This is a genomic window from Arthrobacter psychrochitiniphilus, assembly GCF_003185915.1.
In the GTDB taxonomy this organism is placed as follows: Bacteria; Actinomycetota; Actinomycetes; order Actinomycetales; family Micrococcaceae; genus Specibacter; species Specibacter psychrochitiniphilus.
In genome coordinates, this window is the sequence record NZ_QHLZ01000004.1 from 91,512 (window position 1) to 112,700 (window position 21,189).

A 21,189-nucleotide genomic window follows, 5' to 3' on the forward strand; every position below is an offset into this window, starting at 1 on the left:
CGGTTAGCTCACCGGGTCGGAGAGTTTCTGCTCGGGAGCGGGTTCCGGTGTGCTGCGCAAGGCGCGCAGCCCAAAGGTGACCATGACGATGAGCACCGCCAGCGCCATCATGTTGACCCAGAAGAAGCCGCCAAGCGCCAGGACAGGACCGGCCAGAGCGGCCATCCCGGCAGCACCGAAGTTCATCATCATGTCATTGGCGCCCTGCAGCGGGACACGCAATTCATCCGGGGCGGATTGGTTCAGGAGTGAGGAGCCGCCAATCAGGGTGGCCGACCAACCCAGACCCAGCATGGTCAGTGCCACTGACATCAGCACCGGATCGCTACGCTCGGAAACGACGGCGCCAACAGCGATGGCGGCCAAGAAAATTCCGCAACCGATCATGACAACGCTTAGTGCGCCGCGCCTGTCCACTAGCCAGCCAAACACCGGACTGGCCGCGTACATGCCCAAAATGTGCAAGCTGATGACGATCCCAATGACTTCCAGCGAATGCCCGTGCGCGTTCATGGCAACGGGAGTCATGACCATCACGCCCACCATGATGGCGTGCCCGCCTGTCACAGCCATGAGGGCGAAAAGTGCGCGCGGGTTGTGGCTGGCCAGCCGAAGTGCACGCCACGCACCATGTGTTTTAGTGCGTTCTTTTGGGGCTATCTGCTGCGAGGCAGGTGGGGTGAGGAAGAAGATTCCAACCACCAGTGCGGCGGTCACGAACGCAACCAAGGAGAATACGAACGGCCCGGACAAGGGCACCAGTCCCAGGCGGATGCCGAAAAGACGTCCAGGTTCTGACAAGTTGGGTCCGGCTACCGAACCGACGGTAGTGGCCCAAATGACGATGGCCATGGCGCGGCCTGCCTTCTCCGGCGCAGCACCATCCACTGCGGCGTAACGGGCCTGCAGCCCGGATGCCGTGGCCGAACCGAAGAACAACATGCCAACAGCCATGAGCCAAAACTGGCCCATTGATGCGGCGAGCAATACTAGCGCAGCTCCCACTGCGCCAAGGGCGAACCCTGTGCTGAGTGCCCAGCGACGCCCGGCCCGGACGGCCAGATTCGCTAATGGCACGGCTACTAGTCCCGCGCCCAAAGCCGAGGCTGTTTGTACAAAGCCGGATGCCGCTGTGGTACCAGTCAATTGGGCCGCGAGGATGCCACCCACGGCAACGCCGGAGGCCACGCCAACCCCTGACAGGAGCTGGCCTACAACCAGTACGCCTTGGTTTCGGCGCTGGTGGGAAGTGGTATTCATGGGTGAATCCTTGTGTCATAAGGTGAAGGCAGACCAAACCAGTGTGACAGAGGAGCGCCTAAGTATGAGAACCGCGCAACCCCAGAGATCTGCAGCAGCGGCAGCGTTTGATGCGATTTCGGAGGAGCAACTTCGTAAGGTGGGTAGCCTTAAATGGAGTGAGCACCCTGATTCTCTGCCGGCATGGGTGGCGGAAATGGACTTTGGCCTGGCCGCGCCCATTGCGCTGCGGCTGCAAGAGTCCATTAGGAATGCTCAGGTGGGCTACCTGCCCAACGCGTTGATTCCCGCCATGAGCCGTGCCTGCGCTGATTTCATGGCGGTCCGGCACGGATGGCACGTTCGCGCTGAGAACATCCGCCCCGTTGCCGATGTTCTCACCGCATTGGAAAGTACCGTGCGCTTGTTCACCCCTGGAACCGGACGCATTGTGGTTTTGACACCCGCCTACATGCCCTTCATCTGGCTGCCCGCCACGTACGGCCGCGAGCTCATCCAGGTTCCGATGCTGGCTACCGGTGATGCTTGGGAGCTGGACTTCGCCGCGATTGAGAATTCGTTGCATGGGGGAGATTTGCTGATTTTGTGCAATCCGCACAACCCCATTGGCAAGGTTTACACGCGCACCGAGTTACTGCGGCTCGCTGAGATTGTGCAGCGGCGCGGGGCCCGGGTGTTCTCGGATGAGATCCATGCGCCCCTGGTGTACGACGACGCAAGGCACGTTCCGTACGCATCGCTCAGTGACGCTGCGGCCAGCCACACCGTGACGGCCACCTCGGCGTCGAAGGCCTGGAATTTGGCCGGTTTGAAGACGGCGCAAATTATTTTCTCCAACGCTGCGGACGCTGCTGTGTGGACGCAAAAGGGGGCGGCCAAGGAACACAGCGCCACGCCACTGGGGGTTGTGGCGAATACTGTGGCGTACAGCGAAGGTGCTCCGTGGCTGAGGGATGTGCTTGAGTACCTGGACGCTAACAGGTCTCTGCTGGCGGAACTGGTGGGTCAGCACCTGCCCGGGGCCTCTTTGGTGCGCCCGGCAGGGACGTACTTGGCGTTCATTGACTGCAACGGCCTCAACTTGGGCGGATTTGAGGGCACCCCCACGGAATTCTTCGCCGCGCATGCAGCCGTGGTGCTGACCGAAGGAGGGCTGTGCGGTGACGCCGGTGCCGGTTTTGTACGGATGAACTTTGCCACGCCCGGACCGATTTTGCGCAAGCTCGTGGAAGCGATGGGGGCGGCGCTTCCGGGCTGATTGGCGTTGCCGGTAATTAAGGTCGGAGGTGCTTAAGGTAAGGCGAGAGCTGCGGCCTGGCGGACTGCCGTGCTCAGGAGGTCTAGGGCCGCTGATTGGATCTTCCAACGCTGCCAGTAGAGCGGGATATGTGTGCGATGCCCAGGAACCAGTTCTACGAGTGTCTGTGCCGCGAGCCCGGCGCGGCAGTGTGCCTCCGGCATGAGGCCCCAGCCCACGCCGCGGGAAACGGCCTCGGCCAGTTGCAGGGTGTCCGGGAGGAAGTGCCGGGGCCCGGTCAGTGGTTTTCCGGTGATGGCCGCCGTGAAGTTGCTTTGCAAGGTATCGCAGCGGTCGTAGTTCAACGACGGGGCAGCATTGAGCGCCTCAGCCGAGAATCCCTGAGGAAACCATTTGGCCATGAAAGCGCCCGAGGCCACGCCGCGGTATGTCATGGCGCCTAGCGGCGTTGAGGAGCAGCCCTGGACCGGCTGTTCCGTGGCCGTGACGGCTGCCATGACAATGCCGGAGCGCAGCAGGTCCACGGAATGTTGCTCGTCTTCGCGGATAACCTCCACACCTGGCTGCCCGGACCCCGGCAGGAGCTCCAGCGCATCCAAGAACCACGTAGCCAGCGAATCGGCATTGACCACCACTGTTAAGGTGTTGGGTCCGCTCACTGCTAGACCGAGCTCGGTGGCGGCGTCTGCCTCCAATTGGCGCAGTTGGCGTGCCAGTCGGTGAACTATGGTTCCGGCAGGGGTGGGGAGAATGGGGGTGGTGCGCTGGAGTAGAACCTGTCCCGCTGAGCCTTCCATGGCCTTGATCCGCTGCGAGATGGCCGACGGCGTGACGTGTAACTGCTGGGCGGCGGCCTCAAAGGTGCCATGGTCCAGCACCGCTAGGAAGGTACGCAACTGTTCGGTCTGAAAGCTTGGCATTAGTTTTCCTTAACTTACCTGAGAAACATTAGCTGTACTGCTGATCTTTAGCCTAGTAGTTTCAATGCTTGTGACTCCATTAGATATTTTTGCGACCATGACCACCGGCCTAGGTGCTGGCCTAGCCCTCATTATTGCCATCGGCGCCCAGAATGCCTTTGTGCTGCGTCAGGGCATCCGCGGAGAGCATGTGGGCCTGGTGGTGCTGGTCTGCATGCTCAGCGACGTGGTCCTGATAGCTGCTGGCATTGTTGGCATCGGGGCCGTGATTACAGCAGTGCCTGCCGTGGTGGTGGCTGTGCGGCTGGCCGGAGCAGCTTTCCTGATTGGCTACGCTGCGCTGGCGGCCAAGCGTGCAGTGCACCCCGGGGCACGGGTTACGGGCGTGCAGGTTTCAGGGGTGCAGGGTTCAGGGCTACAGCAAGGTGCGCTGGGCAGGAAAGCGGCCCTGGTGACAGCGTTGACGTTGACCTGGCTGAACCCCCATGTCTATTTGGATACGGTGCTCTTGCTAGGAACCGTGGCCAACCAACAAGGAGAACTGCGGTGGTGGTTCGGTGCCGGAGCTATTGTTGGCAGCGTGATCTGGTTCAGCGCTCTGGGGTATGGGGCAAAATTCCTGCGGCCCATTTTTGCCAAACCGGGTGCGTGGCGCGTGCTTGACGGTTTGATTGCCGCCGTGATGCTTTTCCTGGGCATCAAAATGGCGCTGGGGACGTAGCGCAAGAGAGCGCAGGAAAGTTTTCCCTGAACGGCTGCGGAGCCCACGCTGAGCGTACGGTTCACCGGCCCTAGAAGAAGTCCATCTCCACCTGGAGGAAAGATTCGGCGGATTGAATGGCTGCCGTGAAGGCGTCATCCGCCGTGGGCGGTGTGTTGGGGTTGCGGGTGTACCACTCGTGAACTGTTGTCCGGACCTGCACAACACCTCCCTGGGCGGGCGCATAGAACAAGCCGAACCGCTGAACTGGCCACTCAGCTGAGGTTTCAATGCCCACTAAAAGTGCCGCATTCAATGCAGGGTTGAACCATTGGGCAATAGGGCGGCGCCGATCCTCAAAGAACAGCCCGGATGCATAACGGCTTGCCACTGTGGGCCCCATTTCCAGGCACAGCCGGTCCCGCCACAACGGCAATATCTCCGAGTCATGGCGCTGCCAAACTGCTGGGACCAGCGGCTGGTCACTGCGAGAGCTCACACACTAATTTTAGCCAAAAGAGAGCGGCAGTTGCCAGAGGCTGTACTGATTGACCAGGTGTGGCACCCAAATGCGGGGTGCGGTGGCGCTGCTAACAGGGTGTCCGGAGGCGTTATTCGCAGCCTACACCGTCGCCGTCGCGGTCAAACTTGGACTGGAACCCCGGGTCACCAGCTCGAATAGGGGCGGCACCGGCTGCCCGCACGGCAGTACAGTTCTGGTAGTACACATTCGCCGGAGCAGGGGCAGGGACCTCCGCCAGCGGAGCAGGAGCCGGGGCAGGTGCAGGGGCCGGAGCTGCCTCAACCGGGGCCACGGGAGCAACCGGTGCCGGAGCCGGCAGGACCACGGGTGCTGCCGGCGCAGCGGTCTGGTTGGTGGGAACTTCAATTTGGGCGCAACCATCCAGCACCTTCGCCATGGCATCATGTTCGGCCTGTGTCACCCAAAGCTTGTAGGTGGCCTTGACGGAAATCTGCCGAGCCACGTACTCACAACGGTAGCCCTTGTTCGGCGGCAGCCAGGTGGCGGCGTCGCCGGCCCCTTTCTGCTGGTTACTGGGACCGTCAACGGCCAGGAGGTTCAGCGGATCATTCGCCAACGCTGTGCGCTGGTCCTTGCTCAACTGCTGTGCACCTTTTTGCCAGGCGTCATTGAGAGCCACCACATGATCAATTTGAACAGCGCTGCTCGTTGTGGTGCCACGGACAAAGTCAATGGTGACGGCCGTGTAAGGGTCAGCCAAAATTCCTGTCAGGACCATGCAGTCACGGGTGCCTGGCTTAAACGTCTTGGCGCTCAGATCCCGGTCCAGAATGTCATTGCGGGTGTCGCAACCGTTTTTATCCACATCCGCCCACGCCTGCCCAAACATGGCGCGGGTGTAGCCGGTTTTTGGGGCACGGCCCTTGATGGGCAGGGTAGCAAGCACCGTCAACGCCTTCGCAGCGAAGGGAGGCTGTTTGTTGGAGGCTAGCTCAGCCCCGCCAGCATCGGGCGCCACGTCACCGTCCAGCGGGGTTTCATCCTCAGAAGTCGGGGTGGCACTGGGCGTGGCGGTGGGAGAGAAGCTCGCAGCTGTACTCTGCGTTGCCATGCTCGAGGAAGACGAGGCTACAGGTGCGCCGCCGCACCCCGTTGTTACTACAAGAACGGAGGCAAGCACTGCTCCCATGAGGAAATCGGTTGCCCGAAGGGAACGGGTGGTGCGGACAGCAGTCAAGGCGCAGTTCTCCTGAAAAGTGAAGGGGTATCCCTTGAGCTTACCGCGTCAGTTAGCGGTGACTTCGGCCAGGATGCTGCGCAGAATTTCCTCACCCGCAAGAACACCGCGTACCGAGGTGAGCCGCAAATGTGAGGCCCGGTAGTCGGCGTCGTGCAATTCTCCGTGAAGGGGGCGGAAGGCGAGGTGGGCGAGCTCCAGCATGCCCTGATCCAGCAGCGAATCACCAGCGGCAATGACTTTCCCAGTGCCCGTCCGCGAGACTACTTCTGCCAGGGCGGCGCGTTTGTTAATGGGCTCAGGGACGCAATACAGCTTCCGGCCCTGCACCGAAACGCGCCAACCCGCCGTGGCGCAAAGGTCCACAAGCTCGCTCAGGAAGGCCTCAGGCATGGCTTCCCGGTCAATGATGGCGTAGACAAACAGGTCCTCAGCCTGGCGCAGCCGCAGGATCCACGGCACAAACTCCGGCTTGGAAAGGTGCGCCTGAATCTCTTCTAACGGTGCGCAGCACGCCCTCAAACTGGCTATCAGCTGCGCGTTCCACGCCGTGTCCGGCGTGCCGTGATGCAACAGCACCCCACCATTTGAGGTGATGGCATATTCGGGGACAGGGCCCGGCAGTTGCACCCGCTGGTACTGGGCCTGCGTACGTGTGGTCGCGGGGACAAAACAGGCAAGCTGCTGTACCAAAAGCAGCAGTTCCTGAGCTGTTCGCGTCATGAAGGACAATGGGGCACCCTCATAAACCTCTGCAACCACCATGGCCGGGGCATCCTTATCGGCACCAGTGAGCCAGAGCGCGTTTTTGGAATAAATGAGGGTGCGGTCCAGATCGCACGCCACAACAGAGGAGTAACTCATGCGTTGGGCACCGCTTTGCCGTCGGCGCCCACAGCGCTCTTATCGAACTGCGGATGGATCAGGCCCACACAGCTGTACGGCAGGCCCGGGACTTCCTCCACAGGGGTGCCGCGCTGTTGCGCCAGCAACAAAACATGGGCCACGTCGGCCCTTGCCTCCGGGTTGACCAGCACCTTCCATGGCACCCGCCGCAGCAGCACCCGGGTGGTTTCGCCCACGCCAGGCTTGACCAGATTGACGTTGTTAATGCCATATTCGGTGCTGATCCGTTCCACTGCCGCCCACCCAATCCAGCTGGGGGCAGGTGCCGCGGTTAGGTGTTCTTTTGCCAAACGCAGCGCGTCGGGACGGACCTGTGCAAAGTGGGCGCAGACGGCGTCGAGGAAGCCGTTGGAGACATCATTGGGAGCCAATTCGGAGTAGAACTTGGCACCGTGGAATTCATGCGGATCAATGTGGTTCACGTTGTACACGGTGCGTGAAACCAGCCCGGAAACCGTGGAATTCAAACAGGCTGACGGAATGAGGTAGTCCTCCCGGGTGCCGAACATGGATACGCAGTGTCCGGGGTCCGCCAACACGGCCAGATCGTCGGGGAAACGGATCCCGGAACGTGCAGCGAAGTCATCCAAGGCTGCGCTCAGCTCACGGGAAATAGCGCCTTTGCCGGTCCAGCCATCTACAAAAAGAATCCTTGCGGGGTCAAAGTTGGCCGCTAAATAGCGCAGCGCCGTCTGGTCCAAGCCAACACCGCGCACAATGCTCATGGTGAAGTGCTCCAGTTCCAGGCCGTGGATCTCCTTGGCCCAACGCCGCATCAAAATACCTATGGGCGTGCCCGCACGGGCCAGGGAAACCAGCACCGGAGCGTTGTTGCGGGCGGCCAGTGCCAGCTCGGTCACCACTGCCACAGCTGTGGCAAGCCGTGCGCCGGCTCGGGTCACGGCCTCGGTGTAGAGCTCCTGATACTCAGCGCTTGGAGAGTATTCCACAGGCAGCGACTCGGCGTAGTTGGCGGCACCGGACTGGATGGCGTGTTCACGATCCGCGGTAGGGGCCTCCAATGCCAGGTGGCTGAGGTCCTTCAAGAGCCAGGTGACCTCATCGGAGGCATAGGAGCCAAAAGCAGGCCCGGTCAGGGGTGTTGGCAGGGCAGGCTGGCTCATGAGGGACCTCTGATCGACTGGACGGCTGGATTGGCTGGGCGGGGCTGGATGGCTAGATAGTTGGCTAGCTTTAACGGTTAGGGTGCGGTTCGGGGTGGTGCAGGAGAGTGGGCCGGGAGCAGAATGATCACTGCGTCATCGGCTACCTTCGTCATTGCTTGCGCCATCCCCAAAGGGGCAAGCTCCGGAACAGCACTGTGCACCACATCGCGGCGGGAGGTGCCAGGTTCCGGGAACACCACCACAGTCCCTGGCCGCTGGCCTGAGCCGTTCAGGTTGTAGGCAAAACGTACGCCGGGACCGTCATGGGTGAGATCATGACTGGCGAATGTCAACGCCCCGGAAATGGCGTAATCATCCCGATCGATGGGCACAATGGGGGAGCGGGTTGTGGTGGAAAAGCGCACGTTATCACCCGGACGCAGCACCTCGAGCGCCTGCGCCACCGCCAACGGCACGAACATGTTTTCCTCACAGCCCACCACCACAATGGGCCCCTGACAGTCCAGAGCCGCTAAGTGCTCCGCTACGTGCGCCGCAATTGATGCAATCGTGGCGTCGGCGGGTGGGGCAGTAGTGCCGAAACGGTCGCTGCGCACGGGGGTGACATCCGCGGCCGTGAGTTCAAGCATCGAGAGCCGGCCTCCGGGAAGCGGCACTGTGCCTTTAGCGGCTTCTTGAGGCAGCGTCTGAATTAACGCGCTGGCACGCGCCAAAATGTCCTCCCCCAACTCGATCCGGCCCGTACCCAACGCCGTCACCGATATTCGGCACTCCAGCTCCTGCGCGAGGGCCGTAAAACGCGCCCGGTCCACTGCGCTGCGCAGGTCAATCAGCGCAGCCACAACATACGTGGAGTGCGGCACCAGGGCGTGCAGTTCACGGATTGTGTTGATGACGGTGGAACCGGTGCTGAACTCGTCATCAACAAGAATCACGGGCCCGTTTCCGTCGAGCCAGTGCGGATCGGTGGGGACCATGGTGTGCGAGGTGGCGTGCGAATGCCCTTCCTCAAAGCCTGCCACTGAGGCTACCCCGGGCGTTGCATGGCGGGTGGAATGGATGTAGTAGGCGCCCAAGGCATTGGCCACGAGCCGCCCCAGCCCGGTGGCCGTTTCGGCATAGCCAATCACCACGGCGTCCGGCACCTGGGTGCGCAGCCGCGCCACATGCTCGGTGAGAGCGGCGATGACCGCACGCCGCTGTGGTGAGGGCGATTGCAGGACCGTGCTCAGAGCTTTAGCAGCCTGAAGTAGCGGAGCAGGGGGTGGGCTGGAGCATGGCGGGTGAGGATCGGCGTCGTCCGCCATGGCCGCGAGCCGGTCCGCGACAAAAGCACCCAATAGTTCACCAGCAGCAATAACCAGCCCCGGTTCGGTGGGGACATGCTTGGCCAAAACCTGAGAGACCAGCAAATGAGCGCGCTTGGGGTTGCGGCGCAGGGCCAGACCCACCAGATCGGCCACGTCCACGGCGCTAGAGGGGTCGCTGTGAAGGGACACATCCAGTGCCGTGGCAACGAAGGTTCCACGCCACGGCGCGCTCACGCTGTGATCCCTTACTCCATGCCCATTCACGCCATGCTCACTTCGAGGAGGTCCACAAAAGTGATGTCAGCCGCCGCCACACCAAAAGCGTCGGCGCGCACAAGAGTGCGGTGCGCCCACGGTTGGTGTGGTTTCATCTCATTCATTTTGTTGCCATAAGGGGACGCCGCGGCACCGCCGTTGACGTTGCCGGCAATGGCCAGAGCGTCAAGATATTCCTCATGGCTGACAACGCTCATGGCGTGCACTAGAGCCACATGGGTGGGATGGATGACGGTTTTGCCCAGCAACCCGTTGGCTAAATCGAGTTCTATCTCGCGGATGAGAGTGTCCAGGTTGGCTGTCATGATGCGTTGGCGCAATTGAATTTCTTGCGGCCCCACAAACGGGGTGAGCCGCAATTGTGGGCGTAGCACCCTTTCCGTGTTGGCAAAGTGCTCCCAGACGGGGCCGGAGATAACAAAGCCGCTCTCCGGCCGGCCCAGAACGTTCACAATATCGCCAATGACACTAGCCACCACTTTGACGTCGTATATGGTCATATCGCGTGAGCGGCGCAGGCCGAAGGCGCTGGACATGTCCGTAGCGCCAATCCGGACTGAGAGAATGTCCTCCCGGTGGGCGGACAACAAGGCATGAACATTTGTCAGTGCCGTGGCACGGCTTTCGGCATGGATCACGGCCGGTGATTCCAAAATGGGCATAATCCGCAGGCGGTGCTTACCCTCCGTGGTGCCGTCCAATCCGAGCTCGGATTGGATCAGGTGCAGGGCGTGCAGGAATGCGGCCGCCACCCCTGATTCGTTGTCAAACTTGGGGATGACAAAACCTGTCAGGACCCCCGTGCTGGGCCCGGCCCGGCGGGCCACCGAGAGAAGTTGCTCAGGTGTTCTGACCCTGACAAAGAGCAGGGGTAAGGGCTCGTCGCAGGCGGCGAGCACACCGAGCGCAGCGATCACATTTTTCTCGGCGGCGGCAACCTCCGCGTCAGCAATGGAGTCTTCTAAGCACAGCACCATGGACACGCAGCCAAGGTCACGTTGACGGCGCACATCTTTGACCAGATCCGGCCGGTTGGCGGGGGTGTAAAGTGTCCCACCCAAGGCAACGGCCTGCAGCTCGGGGGCGCTATCCGCCGTCAATTCCACCGGCAGCCGGTGGAAAAGTCTCGCTTCTTGGGAGGCTGTCAGGGAGCGGAAGTGTCGCATGTGCTCTTTCAAGGTGCTGCGTGAAGTAGGCATTATTTGGGCGGATACCCTAGCGTCCGTAGGCGGTGGTGGGTGCGCGGTGAGTCATGGAGAAGTCAAACTCCTGCCAAATCTGTAAATCAGACCAGTCGTGCGGAATAGGTTCTGCCCGCAGTTCCAAGACATTACCGATCCTGTGCAGCAGCAGCACCATTTGTGTGCCGTCAGCTGCTGGCGGCAGGGCCACGGACTCCCCGGAATACAGCCGCACTCCCATGGCGGAGCTACTGCGATTGATGAAAATAGCGCGCCGCAGCTCACGGACGTGACGGAGGGAAACCAGGGCATCGCGGCCATGATATCCCACAAGCTCGCGGTTTCCGGAGGTCATCACGGCGGTGCCAGCCTTGTGGCCGTCAACGCTCTGGCCACCAGTCACATGGCGCACGTCCTCCCAGGCCACGGCGGTGCTGCCGCCCACCAGCAGGGTGCCAACGGATGACTCCAGCGCGGATAACCTCAGGACCCGGTCCGCGAGGTTCAATTCAAAAATATCCCGGATGCCAGGTGCCTCGAACAGCAGAGCCACCTCATGGTCCTCACGCCTTGCCTTTTCCCTCTGAGCTGCCAACTTCTTTGCCCTAGGACTCGTGGACGAGTCCGGTGCCGCGCCTCCTAACACCAGTCCGGAGGGCCGCGGCGCCCCGCCCTGGGTGGCGGTTGGTGTGGCCGGTGTGGCTGCCGGTACCGTGGCTGGTTGACGCAGGCTCAGCGACGGACTTGGAGCCGAAACTGGTGCGGGGGCCGCTGCTGCCGGGGAACGAAGGCTCAGCGAAGGGCTTGGAGTGGAAGCTGGTGCGGGGGCCGCCGCAGCCCGAATTGGTGCCTGAGCGGGAGCCGGTTTGGCGGTGCCTGGCTTGACCCGGCGACGCAAGTACGGAAGATCTGTGCGTGGAGTTGAAGGAATGTTCACGTCGGCGGGCCTACAGGCTGATCCCGTAGTCCTTGGCCACCCCGGCCAGGCCGCTGCTGTAACCCTGGCCCAAGGCACGGAATTTCCAGTCGTCGCGGTGCCGGTAGAGTTCGCCGAAGATCATGGCAGTTACTGAATCCAGCTGACTAACGGCAAGATCAAAACGGACAAGCTCGCGGTTCTCAGCCGTGGCTACACGGATGTGGGCGTTGCGCACTGCCGCAAAAGTGCCTTGGCCGCGAAATTCCGGGTCAACGTAGGCCAAAAAGATGATCTTGGAAATATCCTGCGGAATCAGGCTCAACTCAACATCGATCTGTTCTTGATCGTTGCCGCCCACAAACGTCACGGAAGCATCGGCGCTGACAAGCTGGTTGAAAAATACCAGATGCTCATTGGAGACAGCCTTGCCGTCTGAATCGCACATAATGGCGAAGGGGACCAGCTCTGCCTGCGGGCCATGGCTCGGGATGGTATCCCAACCCATGGCCACAAGAACCTGATTCAGGCCCGGGTTTTCAGCTGTCAGGGCCGCATTGGCCCCCGCCACTAGTGATGCCACGATTGGCCCTCCAAACGCAATGGATCTCTCTCTGTTGGGGGTGGTTGAAGCTGCAGCGCAGCGTCCTGGGCCGAGAACTTGTCAGCCAAGAAACGCCCATGAGTGGAAAGTTCCTCCACGGCGCCAATGCGGATCTGATTCAGCAGGTCCGCCAGAGTCAGTTGCAAAGTGGCCAGTTGCTCCGCAAAAAGGAACGTTGCGGGGGACTCTTCGTCATGGTGTGCAGGAGGCAGCGCCAAGTAGGCCTGTAGCGGGGTGGGGACGTAGCTGCAAATCATGGCGTTGAGCAGCACGCGCTGCTCCGTGGAGCAGCCTCTTATGCCAATATCAGTCACGGCCTCGCGCATCAGGTCTCCCAAATGCCGCAGCTGCGAGGTGATCAAAGGGGGAAGCCTGCTGCCGGAACGGCGCACGGATGCCCGCAAATTGTCCACGGAAAGGCCCATTTGGGCGATTTCCTCCGCCACCGGGTCAACTGCAGGTGAGGCAGGTGTTTGGGGCGCTTGGCCACCGCCAAACCTGCCCCCCACAAAACGGCCAATCATTGCTTTACCCTTGCTTCGTCGTCGTACGTTTCAGCCTACTCGCGTTCTGACTGGCGTGAACGCTCCAAGTACGGTTTTGCCTTGGCAAGACCGTCCTCGAGGGCGTGCACAGTGCCTTCCATGTTTTTGGCGGCCGATGCGCGGAAGGTATCAATGGCGTCCATGGTCTCAAAGACGTTGTCGAAGGCCTTCTGCAGCGTCTCAACGCTGACACCGGAGCTGGCAGCCTGCTGGTGGATGCGCACCGTCTGATCCTTGAGCATCTCTGAAGTCTTCAAGATCATGTTGTTCGTGGTGGTGTTGATGGCATCGATCTGATCCAGCACCATTTTCTGGTTCGCCAGGGCCTGAGCCACAATCACGGCCGTGCGCAGCGCCGAAATGGTGGTGGTACGAGCCCTGTCAACACCCTTGATGAGTTCTAAGTTGTTCTTGCGGATCAGGTCCATGGCCAGGTAGCCCTGCACCGAAACTGCCAGCTGCGTCAGGATGTCCTGATGGCGCTGGCGGATGGGGAAGAGTACATCGGCCTCAAGCTTTTGAGCCTGCTCAATCTGGCCCGAGGCCCGGGTGGCGTCAATCTTTTCAACACAGGCACCATCCAACGCCTTGGCGAAGACGGCGTATTCACTCAGGCTCTGCATGGTTTCCCACAGCTGGACCTTTTCCCCTGCCAAGGAGGCGTTGTCCTTGAGGAGTTCATCCTGGCCGGCCATGAGCGATTTAATGATGGCATCGAGCTGGGTCTGCGCCGATTCGTACTTCTGGAAGTACTTGGCCATCTTGTTGCCGCCGGGGATGAACCCCAGAATTTTCCGGCCAACACCCAGATCGGCGTTGTTGGGCGTCAAGGATTCCACCGTGCTGCGCAGGTCATTCAAGGTGCCAGCCACCTGGGCCTGGGCACTATTGCCGCTCTTCTTTGCCCCGGCAACAGAAGTTGATGAGCGTTCCAGCATGCGGCTTGAGGCATCCGAAGAGTTGGTCATCTCGCTGCCGGCCAACTTTGAAATACCGTCCACCTTGGTGGTGAATTCGGGGCTGCGGGCATCAAAAGTGGCGATCTCCGCGATGAAGTCCTTGGCCTGACGGTTGATTTCACTCTGACGTTCCATCGGAACGGGAACCATTCCGGGTGCTTCGTCAGCCACGACGATCGCGGGGGCGTCAGGGGCCTTCAGGACAAGAGCGGTTTCGGCTTCGGTGGGAGGGGTCAAAGGAGAAGTCATGGTGAGATCCAATTTTCCAAATAGTTGGAGGTTGCGGCAAATGCTAATTTATGGCTGAAGCCCGTGCCACGCGAAGAGCTGTTGGCACGGACTTCTGCACGCTTGTGCGGGTGGTTATCCGAGCGGGACACCGAAGTCGGTGGCGATCCCTGCGAGGCCGCTGGCGTAGCCCTGGCCCACTGCCTTGAACTTCCATTCGGTGCCGTTGCGGTAAATTTCCGAGAACAGCATGGACGTCTCTGGGGCTGCGTCCTCGCTCAGGTCAAAGCGCACGATTTCTTGCTCATTGCCCTGGTTGACCACGCGGCAGTACGCGCCACGGACCTGGCCAAAGTTCTGACCACGGGCTTCTGCCTGGTCAATGGAGACCACAATGACAATGCGTTCGACGTCGGAGGCGACCTTGGTCAAATCAATCAGGATCTGCTCGTCGTCACCTGCCCCGTCACCGGTGCGGTTGTCACCGAGGTGTGTCACCGAACCGTCCTTGGCAGCGGGCTGGTTGTAAAAGATGAAATCATCGCCGGACCGGACCTTGCCGGATGCGCCGACGAGGAGCGCCGAGGCGTCTAAGTCAAAGGCCTCACCCGTGGTGGTGCGAGGATCCCAGCCCAGGCCGATCAGGGCCTGCTGGAGGCCCGGGTCAGTCTTGGTCAGGGAAAGGTTGTTGCCCTTGGCAAGCGAAAGTCCAGCCATGAGATCGTGTCCTTACGTTGTTAGTGGTCGGCGGATTGCCGGTTGCGCTCGTGTGGTGCGCGGATCATTCCGCGCACCAAAGGTGGACTAGTCCAGGACGATTCCGTAGTCGGTTGCAATGCCGTGAAGGCCACTGGCGTAGCCCTGACCCACGGCACGGAACTTCCATTCGCCGCCGTTGCGGTAAATTTCAGCGAAGACCATGGTGGTCTCAGATGCGGCGTCCTCGGAAAGGTCGTAGCGGACAATTTCGTGGTCATTTTCCTGGTTGATCACGCGGCAGTAAGCGTCACGGACCTGACCGAAGTTCTGGCCGCGGGCTTCCGCCTGGTCGATCGAGACAACAATGACCACGCGGTCAATGTCGGAGGGGACTGTGGCGAGGTTGATCAGGATCTGCTCGTCATCACCGTCGCCCTCACCCGTGCGGTTATCTCCCTGGTGCACAACCGAGCCGTCTTTGGACTCGAGCTGGTTGTAGAAGATGAAATCGTCATTGTTGCGGACTTTGCCGCTGGCAGTGACCAGAATTGCTGATGCATCCAAGTCGAACTGGTCACCGCTGGTGGTGCGCGGATCCCAACCCAAACCAACCATGGCCAATTGCAGGCCGGGATCGGCCTTGGTCAGGGAAAGGTTGCTGCCCTTAGAAAGTGTCAAAGATGCCATAAGAACTGAACTCCTCTAATTACAAAAGTGCCGCTAATAAACTAAAACAAAAGAGCCTTTGGCGAAACCCTACAGTGCGTTGGCCGCGGGCTGGATCAAGTCCATGGCAGTGCGCCCGTTGGCGCGGTCCCCAATGGCCGTGAACTTCCAGCCGGTTCCTTCCCGGGAAACCTTGGACATGATCATGGCTGTGTGTGTGCCGGCATCCGTCAGCTGGAAGCGGGCCACCTCGGGGGAGCCTGCTGTGGAGTCATCGATCAGGCGGCAAAACGCGTTCTGGATGGTGTCAAAGCTCTGGCGGGAGTAGCTGCTGATCACAAAGACAATCTGGGCAACGGCAGGAGAAACCTTGGCCAGGTCAACCAGAATGGTCTCGTCGTCGCCTTCGCCTTCACCCGTGAGGTTGTCACCGGTGTGCTGGGTGGAACCGTCCTTGCTTTGCAACTGGTTGAAGAACACCGTGTCAATAGCCTTGCCACTGGCGTCAAAGAAGATGGCCGAAGCGTCCAAGTCAACATCAGCAGCCTTTTTCAAGCCACCGAAGAGTCCGCGCTTTACCGGGGCTGCAGAGTCCCAGCCCAAGCCCATCCGCACCCGGGTGAGGGCAGCGCCGTCGTTCTTCTTCAGTGAAAGGGCCTGGCCCTTTTGCAAACTAAGTCCCATAACGTTTTGCTCCTAGTGAATAGCAGTGGAAAAAATTGGCTTGAGGGTTAGCGAGAGAGCTGCCCAACAGGGGTTGTGGCAGCTGCGACCCGCTTGTTGCGGACAACAGAGGAGAGGAATGCTGCGCCGATGAAGAGGACTCCAATGACGCCGGTCACTATCTCGTTGACCTCGATGCTGATGGTCAGCAACAAGATGATGGCCAATGCACCAATGGCCCAGTGGGCGCCGTGGTCAAGGTATTCATAGTCATCCAAGGTGCCTTCGCGGACAAGGAAAACCGTCAGTGAACGGACAAAGATGGCACCGATCAAGCCCAGACCCAGGGCGATGATGATGGGGTCGGAGGTGATGGCGAAGGCGCCGATCACGCCGTCGAAGGAGAACGAGGCGTCAATGACTTCAAGGTAGAGGAAGAGCATAAAGGCGGCCTTGCCAACAGCCTTGCCCACACCCCTATTTGCCTTCTTGGCGATTTTTGCCGCCTCGGCGTCGATATCGTCCGCATCCGAATCACCGTCACCGTCGACGTCGAAAAGGTCACCGAGGCCGTTGACGAGCATGTAGGTGACCATGCCGAGGATGCCCGCAATCAGGACGTCAACCTCCTTGCCGGGACGGACCATGAGGGCCGAGGCAACAAGGATCAGCAGGGCGATCGCCATGGACGCACCGTGCAGACGGCCAATGAACGCCAACGGCTTTTCAAGCCACTTGATCCAGTGCAGCTCGCGTTCTTCGAACATGAAGTCCAGGAACAGCATCAGCAAGAAGACACCACCAAAGGCAGCGATTTGCGGGTGTGCATCATGGAGTAAGTAGGCGTAGCTGCCGGGCGTGTGGATATCGCCCTTTTCCAGTGCGAGCGAGATGGCTTGCACCGGGTTGAGATTGGCCGTAACACCAACAATCAACAACGGGAACGCGATGCGCATACCGAGCACGGCGATGAGGATACCGACTGTGAGGAAGATTTTCTGCCAGAACTCGCTCATCTTCTCCAGAATGCGCGCGTTGACCACAGCATTGTCGAAGCTGAGGCTGATCTCAAGAACACCGAGGATGGCACAGAGAATAAGCGCTTCAACGCCACCGTAGAAGTAGGCGACAATCAGTGCCACCGCGGTGATCCCGAAGGACCAACCAAAAGTTTTTATGAACACGCGCTGACAAGCTCCTCAAGATATCCCATGAACTGACTCAGATCAGGGATTTGGTCGATCTGGATAGGCGATGCAACGCCTCGCGGCGCTGGCGTGGATCGTGCAAACTCAATTATCTCCATTCACGCTACATATTCCTAATGGTTGGCAACGCTAAAACGTTCCATCATGTCACCGAAACTAGTGACAAACATTGTGCCCTTCCCCACTGACATTTTGCGTTTCGTGTTGTACATACGGGATTCTCTGGAACGTTCGCAGGTGGCAGCCTGGGCGTTGCAGACGGCATAGAGGCTCCCTTGAGGGCCAAGAATGTCTCACCCCCGCCCTAGTGTGGGCAATCAGCTCAAAGGTTCCTACCTTCCTCACTGAAGTTCCGCGAGTTCTTTGAGGATTCTTGGGGTTTCTCTGGGCAAATGAATGGTGTGCATGGACAAGGCAGGGGCATGAGCAAGGCGGATCTGATCAGGGCACGGCCCTTTCAGCCGGCTTGGCGTGGCATTAAAGTTCCGGCGTCACAAAAACCCGGTATAGCACCTCTTGAAAGTCTCCCGGGACTTATAGCGGTAGACATTTGTCCGGAGAGTGGTCAAATGCCTACTATTACCACAGTGATGGCGGTCTCAAAGTTAAGTAACTGTGCGTGCGTGCGCGCGGGAATTTTGCTTTCACCACGGATCGTCCAATATGCGGGGGAGCAGCACCATGTCTGACAACGGAAGGCCATTCGATTTTGGCCAGTTTGGTGGCGCTAGTGCCCCGGGCAATGCGCCCTCACCCGCGGGTGCTTCGGGTAGCGCCAATCCATTCGGTGCTGTTGGTGCTGATGGTGCTGACCGAAATGTCTACGGCGGGTCTACTCCTGCCGGCTTCGGTACTGGCATGGCGGTTGGCGGCGGTCACTACGACGGCGGCTCCGCACCCCTGCGTCCCACCAACGCACCTGTTGTTTGGCTGTACGCGGCAGTTGCCGCCAGCATCATCGCCATGCTCGTGGCACTCCTGCTTGGCAGCACCGCAGCATTCGCCATTGGCGCCTGGATCCTGGCAGGCCCCATTGCGATCGCTTTGGTAGCGGTTTTTTCCATCCAAGACACGCGAGCACGCACAGCCGCGTTGTATTCCTCCAGCGGATTTGTCTCGTGGCTCTACCGCGGGGCCATTGTGCTTAGTCTGATCGCCGTTGTGATCAGCGCCTTGAAGATCGCTGATTGGGTGGGACGAATCTAAATGAAGCGCATACTTTCCCTTTTAGCTGCCACGGCTCTGGCCCTGCCAGTAGCGGGCGTGTTGGCAGCCCCGGCACAAGCCGCTGACGAGTCCCCGGTCCGTCCCGTGACCATGGTTGATGACTTTCGCGCCTGCATTGCTGGTGGTGGGGCCACTGACATGCTGCTTTTGGTAGACGAATCGGCCAGCCTGGGTGACCGTGACCCGGCAAATGCCCGTGTCACGGCGGCAGAGTACCTTGTTAAGCAATTGGCAGGATTCACTGACGGTGCCGAAAGTACGCTCAATGTTTCCATCAGTGTTTTTGCCAACGAGTACCGCAACGTCAAGGATTGGACTGCCCTGACCCCGGCCACCCTTCCGGATCTGCAAGGAAGCATTGCGTCATTGAAGTCCATGACCAAGGGCATGGAAACCGACTATTGGACAGCATTGGACGGCGCGCGCCGGGACCTGGCTGCGAAGGCCGCTACCCGGGGTGATGCCCCGAGTTGCCAGGCCGTGGTCTGGTTCACCGACGGCGGACTGAACTTTGAACCCCGCACTACCGACGCTGCAAAGAAAGCCTTCGGAAGCAACAAATCCTTCGCACCTGACTTAGAGCTGACCACCCGGAAAAACACCATCGAGGCCGGCAAGCTCGCGGCCGAGGACATCTGCCGCGCCGGCGGGTTAGCCGATCAGCTACGTTCATCCAAGGTGGCCATGTTCGGCATTGGCCTTGGCGGGGTAACCCCGGAAGAGGCTGAGTTTAATTTCATGAAGTCCGTTGCCACCGGAACTGCCGGTAAAGGCGGGACCGAGTGCGGCAAGTTGACCACCCCGATTCCCGGTGAATTCCATCTGGCCAGCGGGATCGACAGCCTACTCATGGCCTTCGACGGCATCAGCTCACCAGGGCGCAGCCCCCTGGTTCAGACAAGCGGCATCTGCCAGATCGATTTCTGCGAAGACCAGGCGCATCGCTTTGTCCTTGATGCCACCACACCCCAGGTCCGCGTGCTAGCCACAGCTGACGCTGATGGCATCACGGCGTCCATGGTGAATCCTGATGGCAAACAAATCCAGTTGCCGCGTGGCGAACTGAACAAGGAAACCAAGCTTGCTGATGGCCAGAACACCATTCTTTACACATGGCTGTCAGAGAAGACGCTGACAGTGTCGATGAAGTCCGGTTCCTCCGGAAAGGGCTGGAGTGGGCTGTGGCAGTTGGGGTTCACCGATCCTGCGGGAACATCCAAAGACAAGGTGTCCAAGTCAAGTGTTCACATCTCGGGAAATCTCCTACCTGTTTGGCTGAATCCGGACGAGACACCCCTGCACGTCGGGGACACCGTCCCGAACGCACAATTTGGGCTCGTTGATCAAAACGGCGATGCCGTTGACGCCACTTCGCTGCTGGGTACCGCGCAATTGACTGCAACGCTGGTCGATTCCCAAGGCAAGGGCACCGTGATTGCCAGGGAATTGGACAAAAATTCATTGGGCACAGCTGCCTCCATGGATTTGAAGGATCTTCCCGTGGGCCCGGCGCAGATGCGCCTATCCCTGACACTGACCACAGCCCCCACCACGTTCAAGGGCAAGGACGTCCCCGGCACCGTGTTGGAGCCGGCCATGGTTTCCGTCCCCGTCACCCTGACTCCACCAGCTGACTTCCCTGTGCTGGGCTCCAGGGTGGACTTCGGCCAGGCCGAGGGCGTGCCCAACTTGAACGCCAAACTGGCCGCTTCTGGTTCCGGTTGTGTCTGGCTCCCGGACGGGCAGGAACTGAAAGTAGTTGCATCGCCGTCGGATATCGGTGGCTCGGCCATCACCCTGGGTGAGGCCAAGTCCGCGGAAAGCTGCATCAGCATCACCTCCGGTGCGGACCTGCCCCTGACATTCAAGGCCGAACATGCGGGCAACGGCTCCATCAACGGGACCATGACCATGATGATCGCCCCCGATGGTGAGCCGGCAAAGGCTATGGCCGTTGAGGTGGCCTTTACCGCAAGTCTGGCCAAGCCGCTGAACACCACCAACTTCATTCTCGCCCTAGTAGTGGCACTGATCCTGGGACCAGGCATCCCACTACTACTGCTCTATGGAGCCAAGTGGCTGGTGGCCAAGATCCCCGGCAGCTCGCTTTCTGCAGAGCTGATCCCCATCACCGTGGCCTACGGGCAGCTTGAACGTGATGGCGGGCCGTTTGCGTTGCGCCCCACTGACCTCGTCCAGCTAGTCCCCATGGAACCGGGCGGAACCCGCTCCCTCAGTATTTTCGGTGTCGACTTCAAGGCCCGGACAGGCCTCTCACCCTTGGGGACCGGCTACGTGAGCGTTGAATCCCCTAACCGGGTGGGTATTTCCTCCGCCTACCCTGGTGCTGACAGCACGGGCACGCAGGCGCGCCTGCCCCTGGCCATCCACAACCACTGGGTGTTACTGCGTGACAGGGGCACCGATCCCCAGGCTGGCTACGTACTCCTTCTGGCCAATGGTGATATTTCAGCTGCGCGCAGGCAGACCCTGGAAGATGACATCAAGCGCCGTTTGCCCGAAATGCTTGGCAGGCTCAACGAAGCTGCCACCGAACCCGTTTTGGAGCCGGCACTCGCCGGAGCCGGCGGTGATGGTGGCTTCGGGGGATTTAGCCAGAACCCAGGCCAGGGTTTCGGCCAAGATGCCAACCAGCAGCAGGGCTTTGGCCAAGAACAGAGTTGGGGGACGCCTCCGGGGCGGGTTCCCGGACCTGAGGAAACACCGCCTGCTGGACCGTACAACCCTTGGGGACCACCTGGTGCCTAGCGCCTGCAGACTCACCTTCTTCAGCATTTTTTCACTCTAGTTTCAG

General features: G+C 60.3%; 21 protein-coding genes. 5 read left to right on the plus strand and 16 right to left on the minus strand.

From position 1 onward, the window contains the following. Nucleotides 1-3: 3 nt before the first annotated feature. Nucleotides 4-1,260, minus strand: coding sequence for an MFS transporter (locus tag CVS29_RS07610; protein WP_110105740.1), 1,257 nt, complete (start codon nucleotides 1,258-1,260; stop codon nucleotides 4-6). A gap of 64 nt (nucleotides 1,261-1,324) precedes the next feature. Between CVS29_RS07610 and CVS29_RS07615 the strand changes: the two genes are divergently transcribed. Further along, on the plus strand, nucleotides 1,325-2,518 hold the full coding sequence (locus CVS29_RS07615) for a MalY/PatB family protein (protein ID WP_110105741.1): 1,194 nt from the start codon (nucleotides 1,325-1,327) through the stop codon (nucleotides 2,516-2,518). Between the two features lie 32 nt (nucleotides 2,519-2,550). Here the strand turns inward: CVS29_RS07615 and CVS29_RS07620 are convergent, their stop codons facing one another. After that, nucleotides 2,551-3,438 carry a LysR family transcriptional regulator ArgP gene (locus tag CVS29_RS07620; protein WP_110105742.1) on the minus strand — a complete coding sequence of 296 codons (888 nt, stop codon included), beginning with the start codon at nucleotides 3,436-3,438 and terminating at the stop codon, nucleotides 2,551-2,553. A gap of 97 nt (nucleotides 3,439-3,535) precedes the next feature. Here CVS29_RS07620 and CVS29_RS07625 point away from each other — a divergent pair, with 97 nt between their 5' ends. Next, nucleotides 3,536-4,159, plus strand: coding sequence for a LysE/ArgO family amino acid transporter (locus CVS29_RS07625; protein ID WP_110105743.1), 624 nt, complete (start codon nucleotides 3,536-3,538; stop codon nucleotides 4,157-4,159). 70 nt (nucleotides 4,160-4,229) lie between these two features. Here the strand turns inward: CVS29_RS07625 and CVS29_RS07630 are convergent, their stop codons facing one another. From CVS29_RS07630 to CVS29_RS07700, 14 genes are all read right to left on the minus strand, one after another. Then, nucleotides 4,230-4,637 (minus strand): hypothetical protein, encoded by a 408-nt coding sequence (locus CVS29_RS07630; RefSeq protein WP_110105744.1) that lies wholly within the window; start codon nucleotides 4,635-4,637, stop codon nucleotides 4,230-4,232. A 112-nt stretch (nucleotides 4,638-4,749) separates the two neighbouring features. Next, complete coding sequence (locus CVS29_RS07635) at nucleotides 4,750-5,733, minus strand: GmrSD restriction endonuclease domain-containing protein (protein WP_306457021.1); 984 nt, start codon at nucleotides 5,731-5,733, stop codon at nucleotides 4,750-4,752. 174 nt (nucleotides 5,734-5,907) lie between these two features. Further along, nucleotides 5,908-6,723, minus strand: coding sequence for an HAD family hydrolase (locus CVS29_RS07640; protein ID WP_110105745.1), 816 nt, complete (start codon nucleotides 6,721-6,723; stop codon nucleotides 5,908-5,910). Further along, the gene (locus CVS29_RS07645) at nucleotides 6,720-7,889 is read right to left on the minus strand and encodes a cysteine protease StiP family protein (RefSeq protein ID WP_110105746.1); all 1,170 of its coding nucleotides are present in this window, start codon (nucleotides 7,887-7,889) and stop codon (nucleotides 6,720-6,722) included. The genes CVS29_RS07640 and CVS29_RS07645 overlap by 4 nt, the downstream gene beginning before the upstream one ends. Nucleotides 7,890-7,966: 77 nt before the next feature. After that, nucleotides 7,967-9,436 carry a phosphoribosyltransferase domain-containing protein gene (locus CVS29_RS07650; RefSeq protein WP_170120929.1) on the minus strand — a complete coding sequence of 490 codons (1,470 nt, stop codon included), beginning with the start codon at nucleotides 9,434-9,436 and terminating at the stop codon, nucleotides 7,967-7,969. A gap of 26 nt (nucleotides 9,437-9,462) precedes the next feature. After that, nucleotides 9,463-10,644 (minus strand): HpcH/HpaI aldolase/citrate lyase family protein, encoded by a 1,182-nt coding sequence (locus CVS29_RS07655; protein ID WP_110105748.1) that lies wholly within the window; start codon nucleotides 10,642-10,644, stop codon nucleotides 9,463-9,465. A 49-nt stretch (nucleotides 10,645-10,693) separates the two neighbouring features. Next, nucleotides 10,694-11,596, minus strand: a complete 903-nt coding sequence (locus CVS29_RS18205) for a hypothetical protein (RefSeq protein ID WP_146213016.1) — start codon at nucleotides 11,594-11,596, stop codon at nucleotides 10,694-10,696. Between the two features lie 10 nt (nucleotides 11,597-11,606). Beyond that, nucleotides 11,607-12,158, minus strand: coding sequence for a TerD family protein (locus tag CVS29_RS07670; RefSeq protein WP_170120930.1), 552 nt, complete (start codon nucleotides 12,156-12,158; stop codon nucleotides 11,607-11,609). Next, entirely contained in the window at nucleotides 12,146-12,703 is a 558-nt protein-coding gene (locus tag CVS29_RS07675) for a hypothetical protein (protein ID WP_110105752.1), read from the minus strand. Before CVS29_RS07675 ends, CVS29_RS07670 begins: the two co-directional genes overlap by 13 nt. A gap of 35 nt (nucleotides 12,704-12,738) precedes the next feature. After that, nucleotides 12,739-13,932, minus strand: coding sequence for a toxic anion resistance protein (locus CVS29_RS07680; RefSeq protein ID WP_110105753.1), 1,194 nt, complete (start codon nucleotides 13,930-13,932; stop codon nucleotides 12,739-12,741). Nucleotides 13,933-14,046: 114 nt separating this feature from the next. Continuing rightward, nucleotides 14,047-14,628 carry a TerD family protein gene (locus CVS29_RS07685; RefSeq protein WP_110105754.1) on the minus strand — a complete coding sequence of 194 codons (582 nt, stop codon included), beginning with the start codon at nucleotides 14,626-14,628 and terminating at the stop codon, nucleotides 14,047-14,049. Between the two features lie 87 nt (nucleotides 14,629-14,715). After that, nucleotides 14,716-15,297: a TerD family protein gene (locus CVS29_RS07690; protein ID WP_110105755.1), complete on the minus strand. Its 582-nt coding sequence runs from the start codon at nucleotides 15,295-15,297 to the stop codon at nucleotides 14,716-14,718. A gap of 69 nt (nucleotides 15,298-15,366) precedes the next feature. After that, a complete protein-coding gene (locus CVS29_RS07695; RefSeq protein ID WP_110105756.1) occupies nucleotides 15,367-15,960 on the minus strand; it encodes a TerD family protein in 594 nt (197 codons plus the stop codon). Between the two features lie 47 nt (nucleotides 15,961-16,007). Beyond that, entirely contained in the window at nucleotides 16,008-17,123 is a 1,116-nt protein-coding gene (locus CVS29_RS07700; RefSeq protein ID WP_110105757.1) for a DUF475 domain-containing protein, read from the minus strand. Between the two features lie 168 nt (nucleotides 17,124-17,291). On the opposite strand from CVS29_RS07700, the gene CVS29_RS19085 reads away from it, so the two are divergent. From CVS29_RS19085 to CVS29_RS07710, 3 genes are all read left to right on the plus strand, one after another. Beyond that, nucleotides 17,292-17,414 carry a hypothetical protein gene (locus CVS29_RS19085; RefSeq protein ID WP_257032553.1) on the plus strand — a complete coding sequence of 41 codons (123 nt, stop codon included), beginning with the start codon at nucleotides 17,292-17,294 and terminating at the stop codon, nucleotides 17,412-17,414. A 414-nt stretch (nucleotides 17,415-17,828) separates the two neighbouring features. Beyond that, on the plus strand, nucleotides 17,829-18,353 hold the full coding sequence (locus CVS29_RS07705) for a hypothetical protein (RefSeq protein WP_146213017.1): 525 nt from the start codon (nucleotides 17,829-17,831) through the stop codon (nucleotides 18,351-18,353). Next, on the plus strand, nucleotides 18,354-21,143 hold the full coding sequence (locus CVS29_RS07710; RefSeq protein ID WP_110105759.1) for a VWA domain-containing protein: 2,790 nt from the start codon (nucleotides 18,354-18,356) through the stop codon (nucleotides 21,141-21,143). The last annotated feature ends 46 nt before the right edge of the window (nucleotides 21,144-21,189 follow it).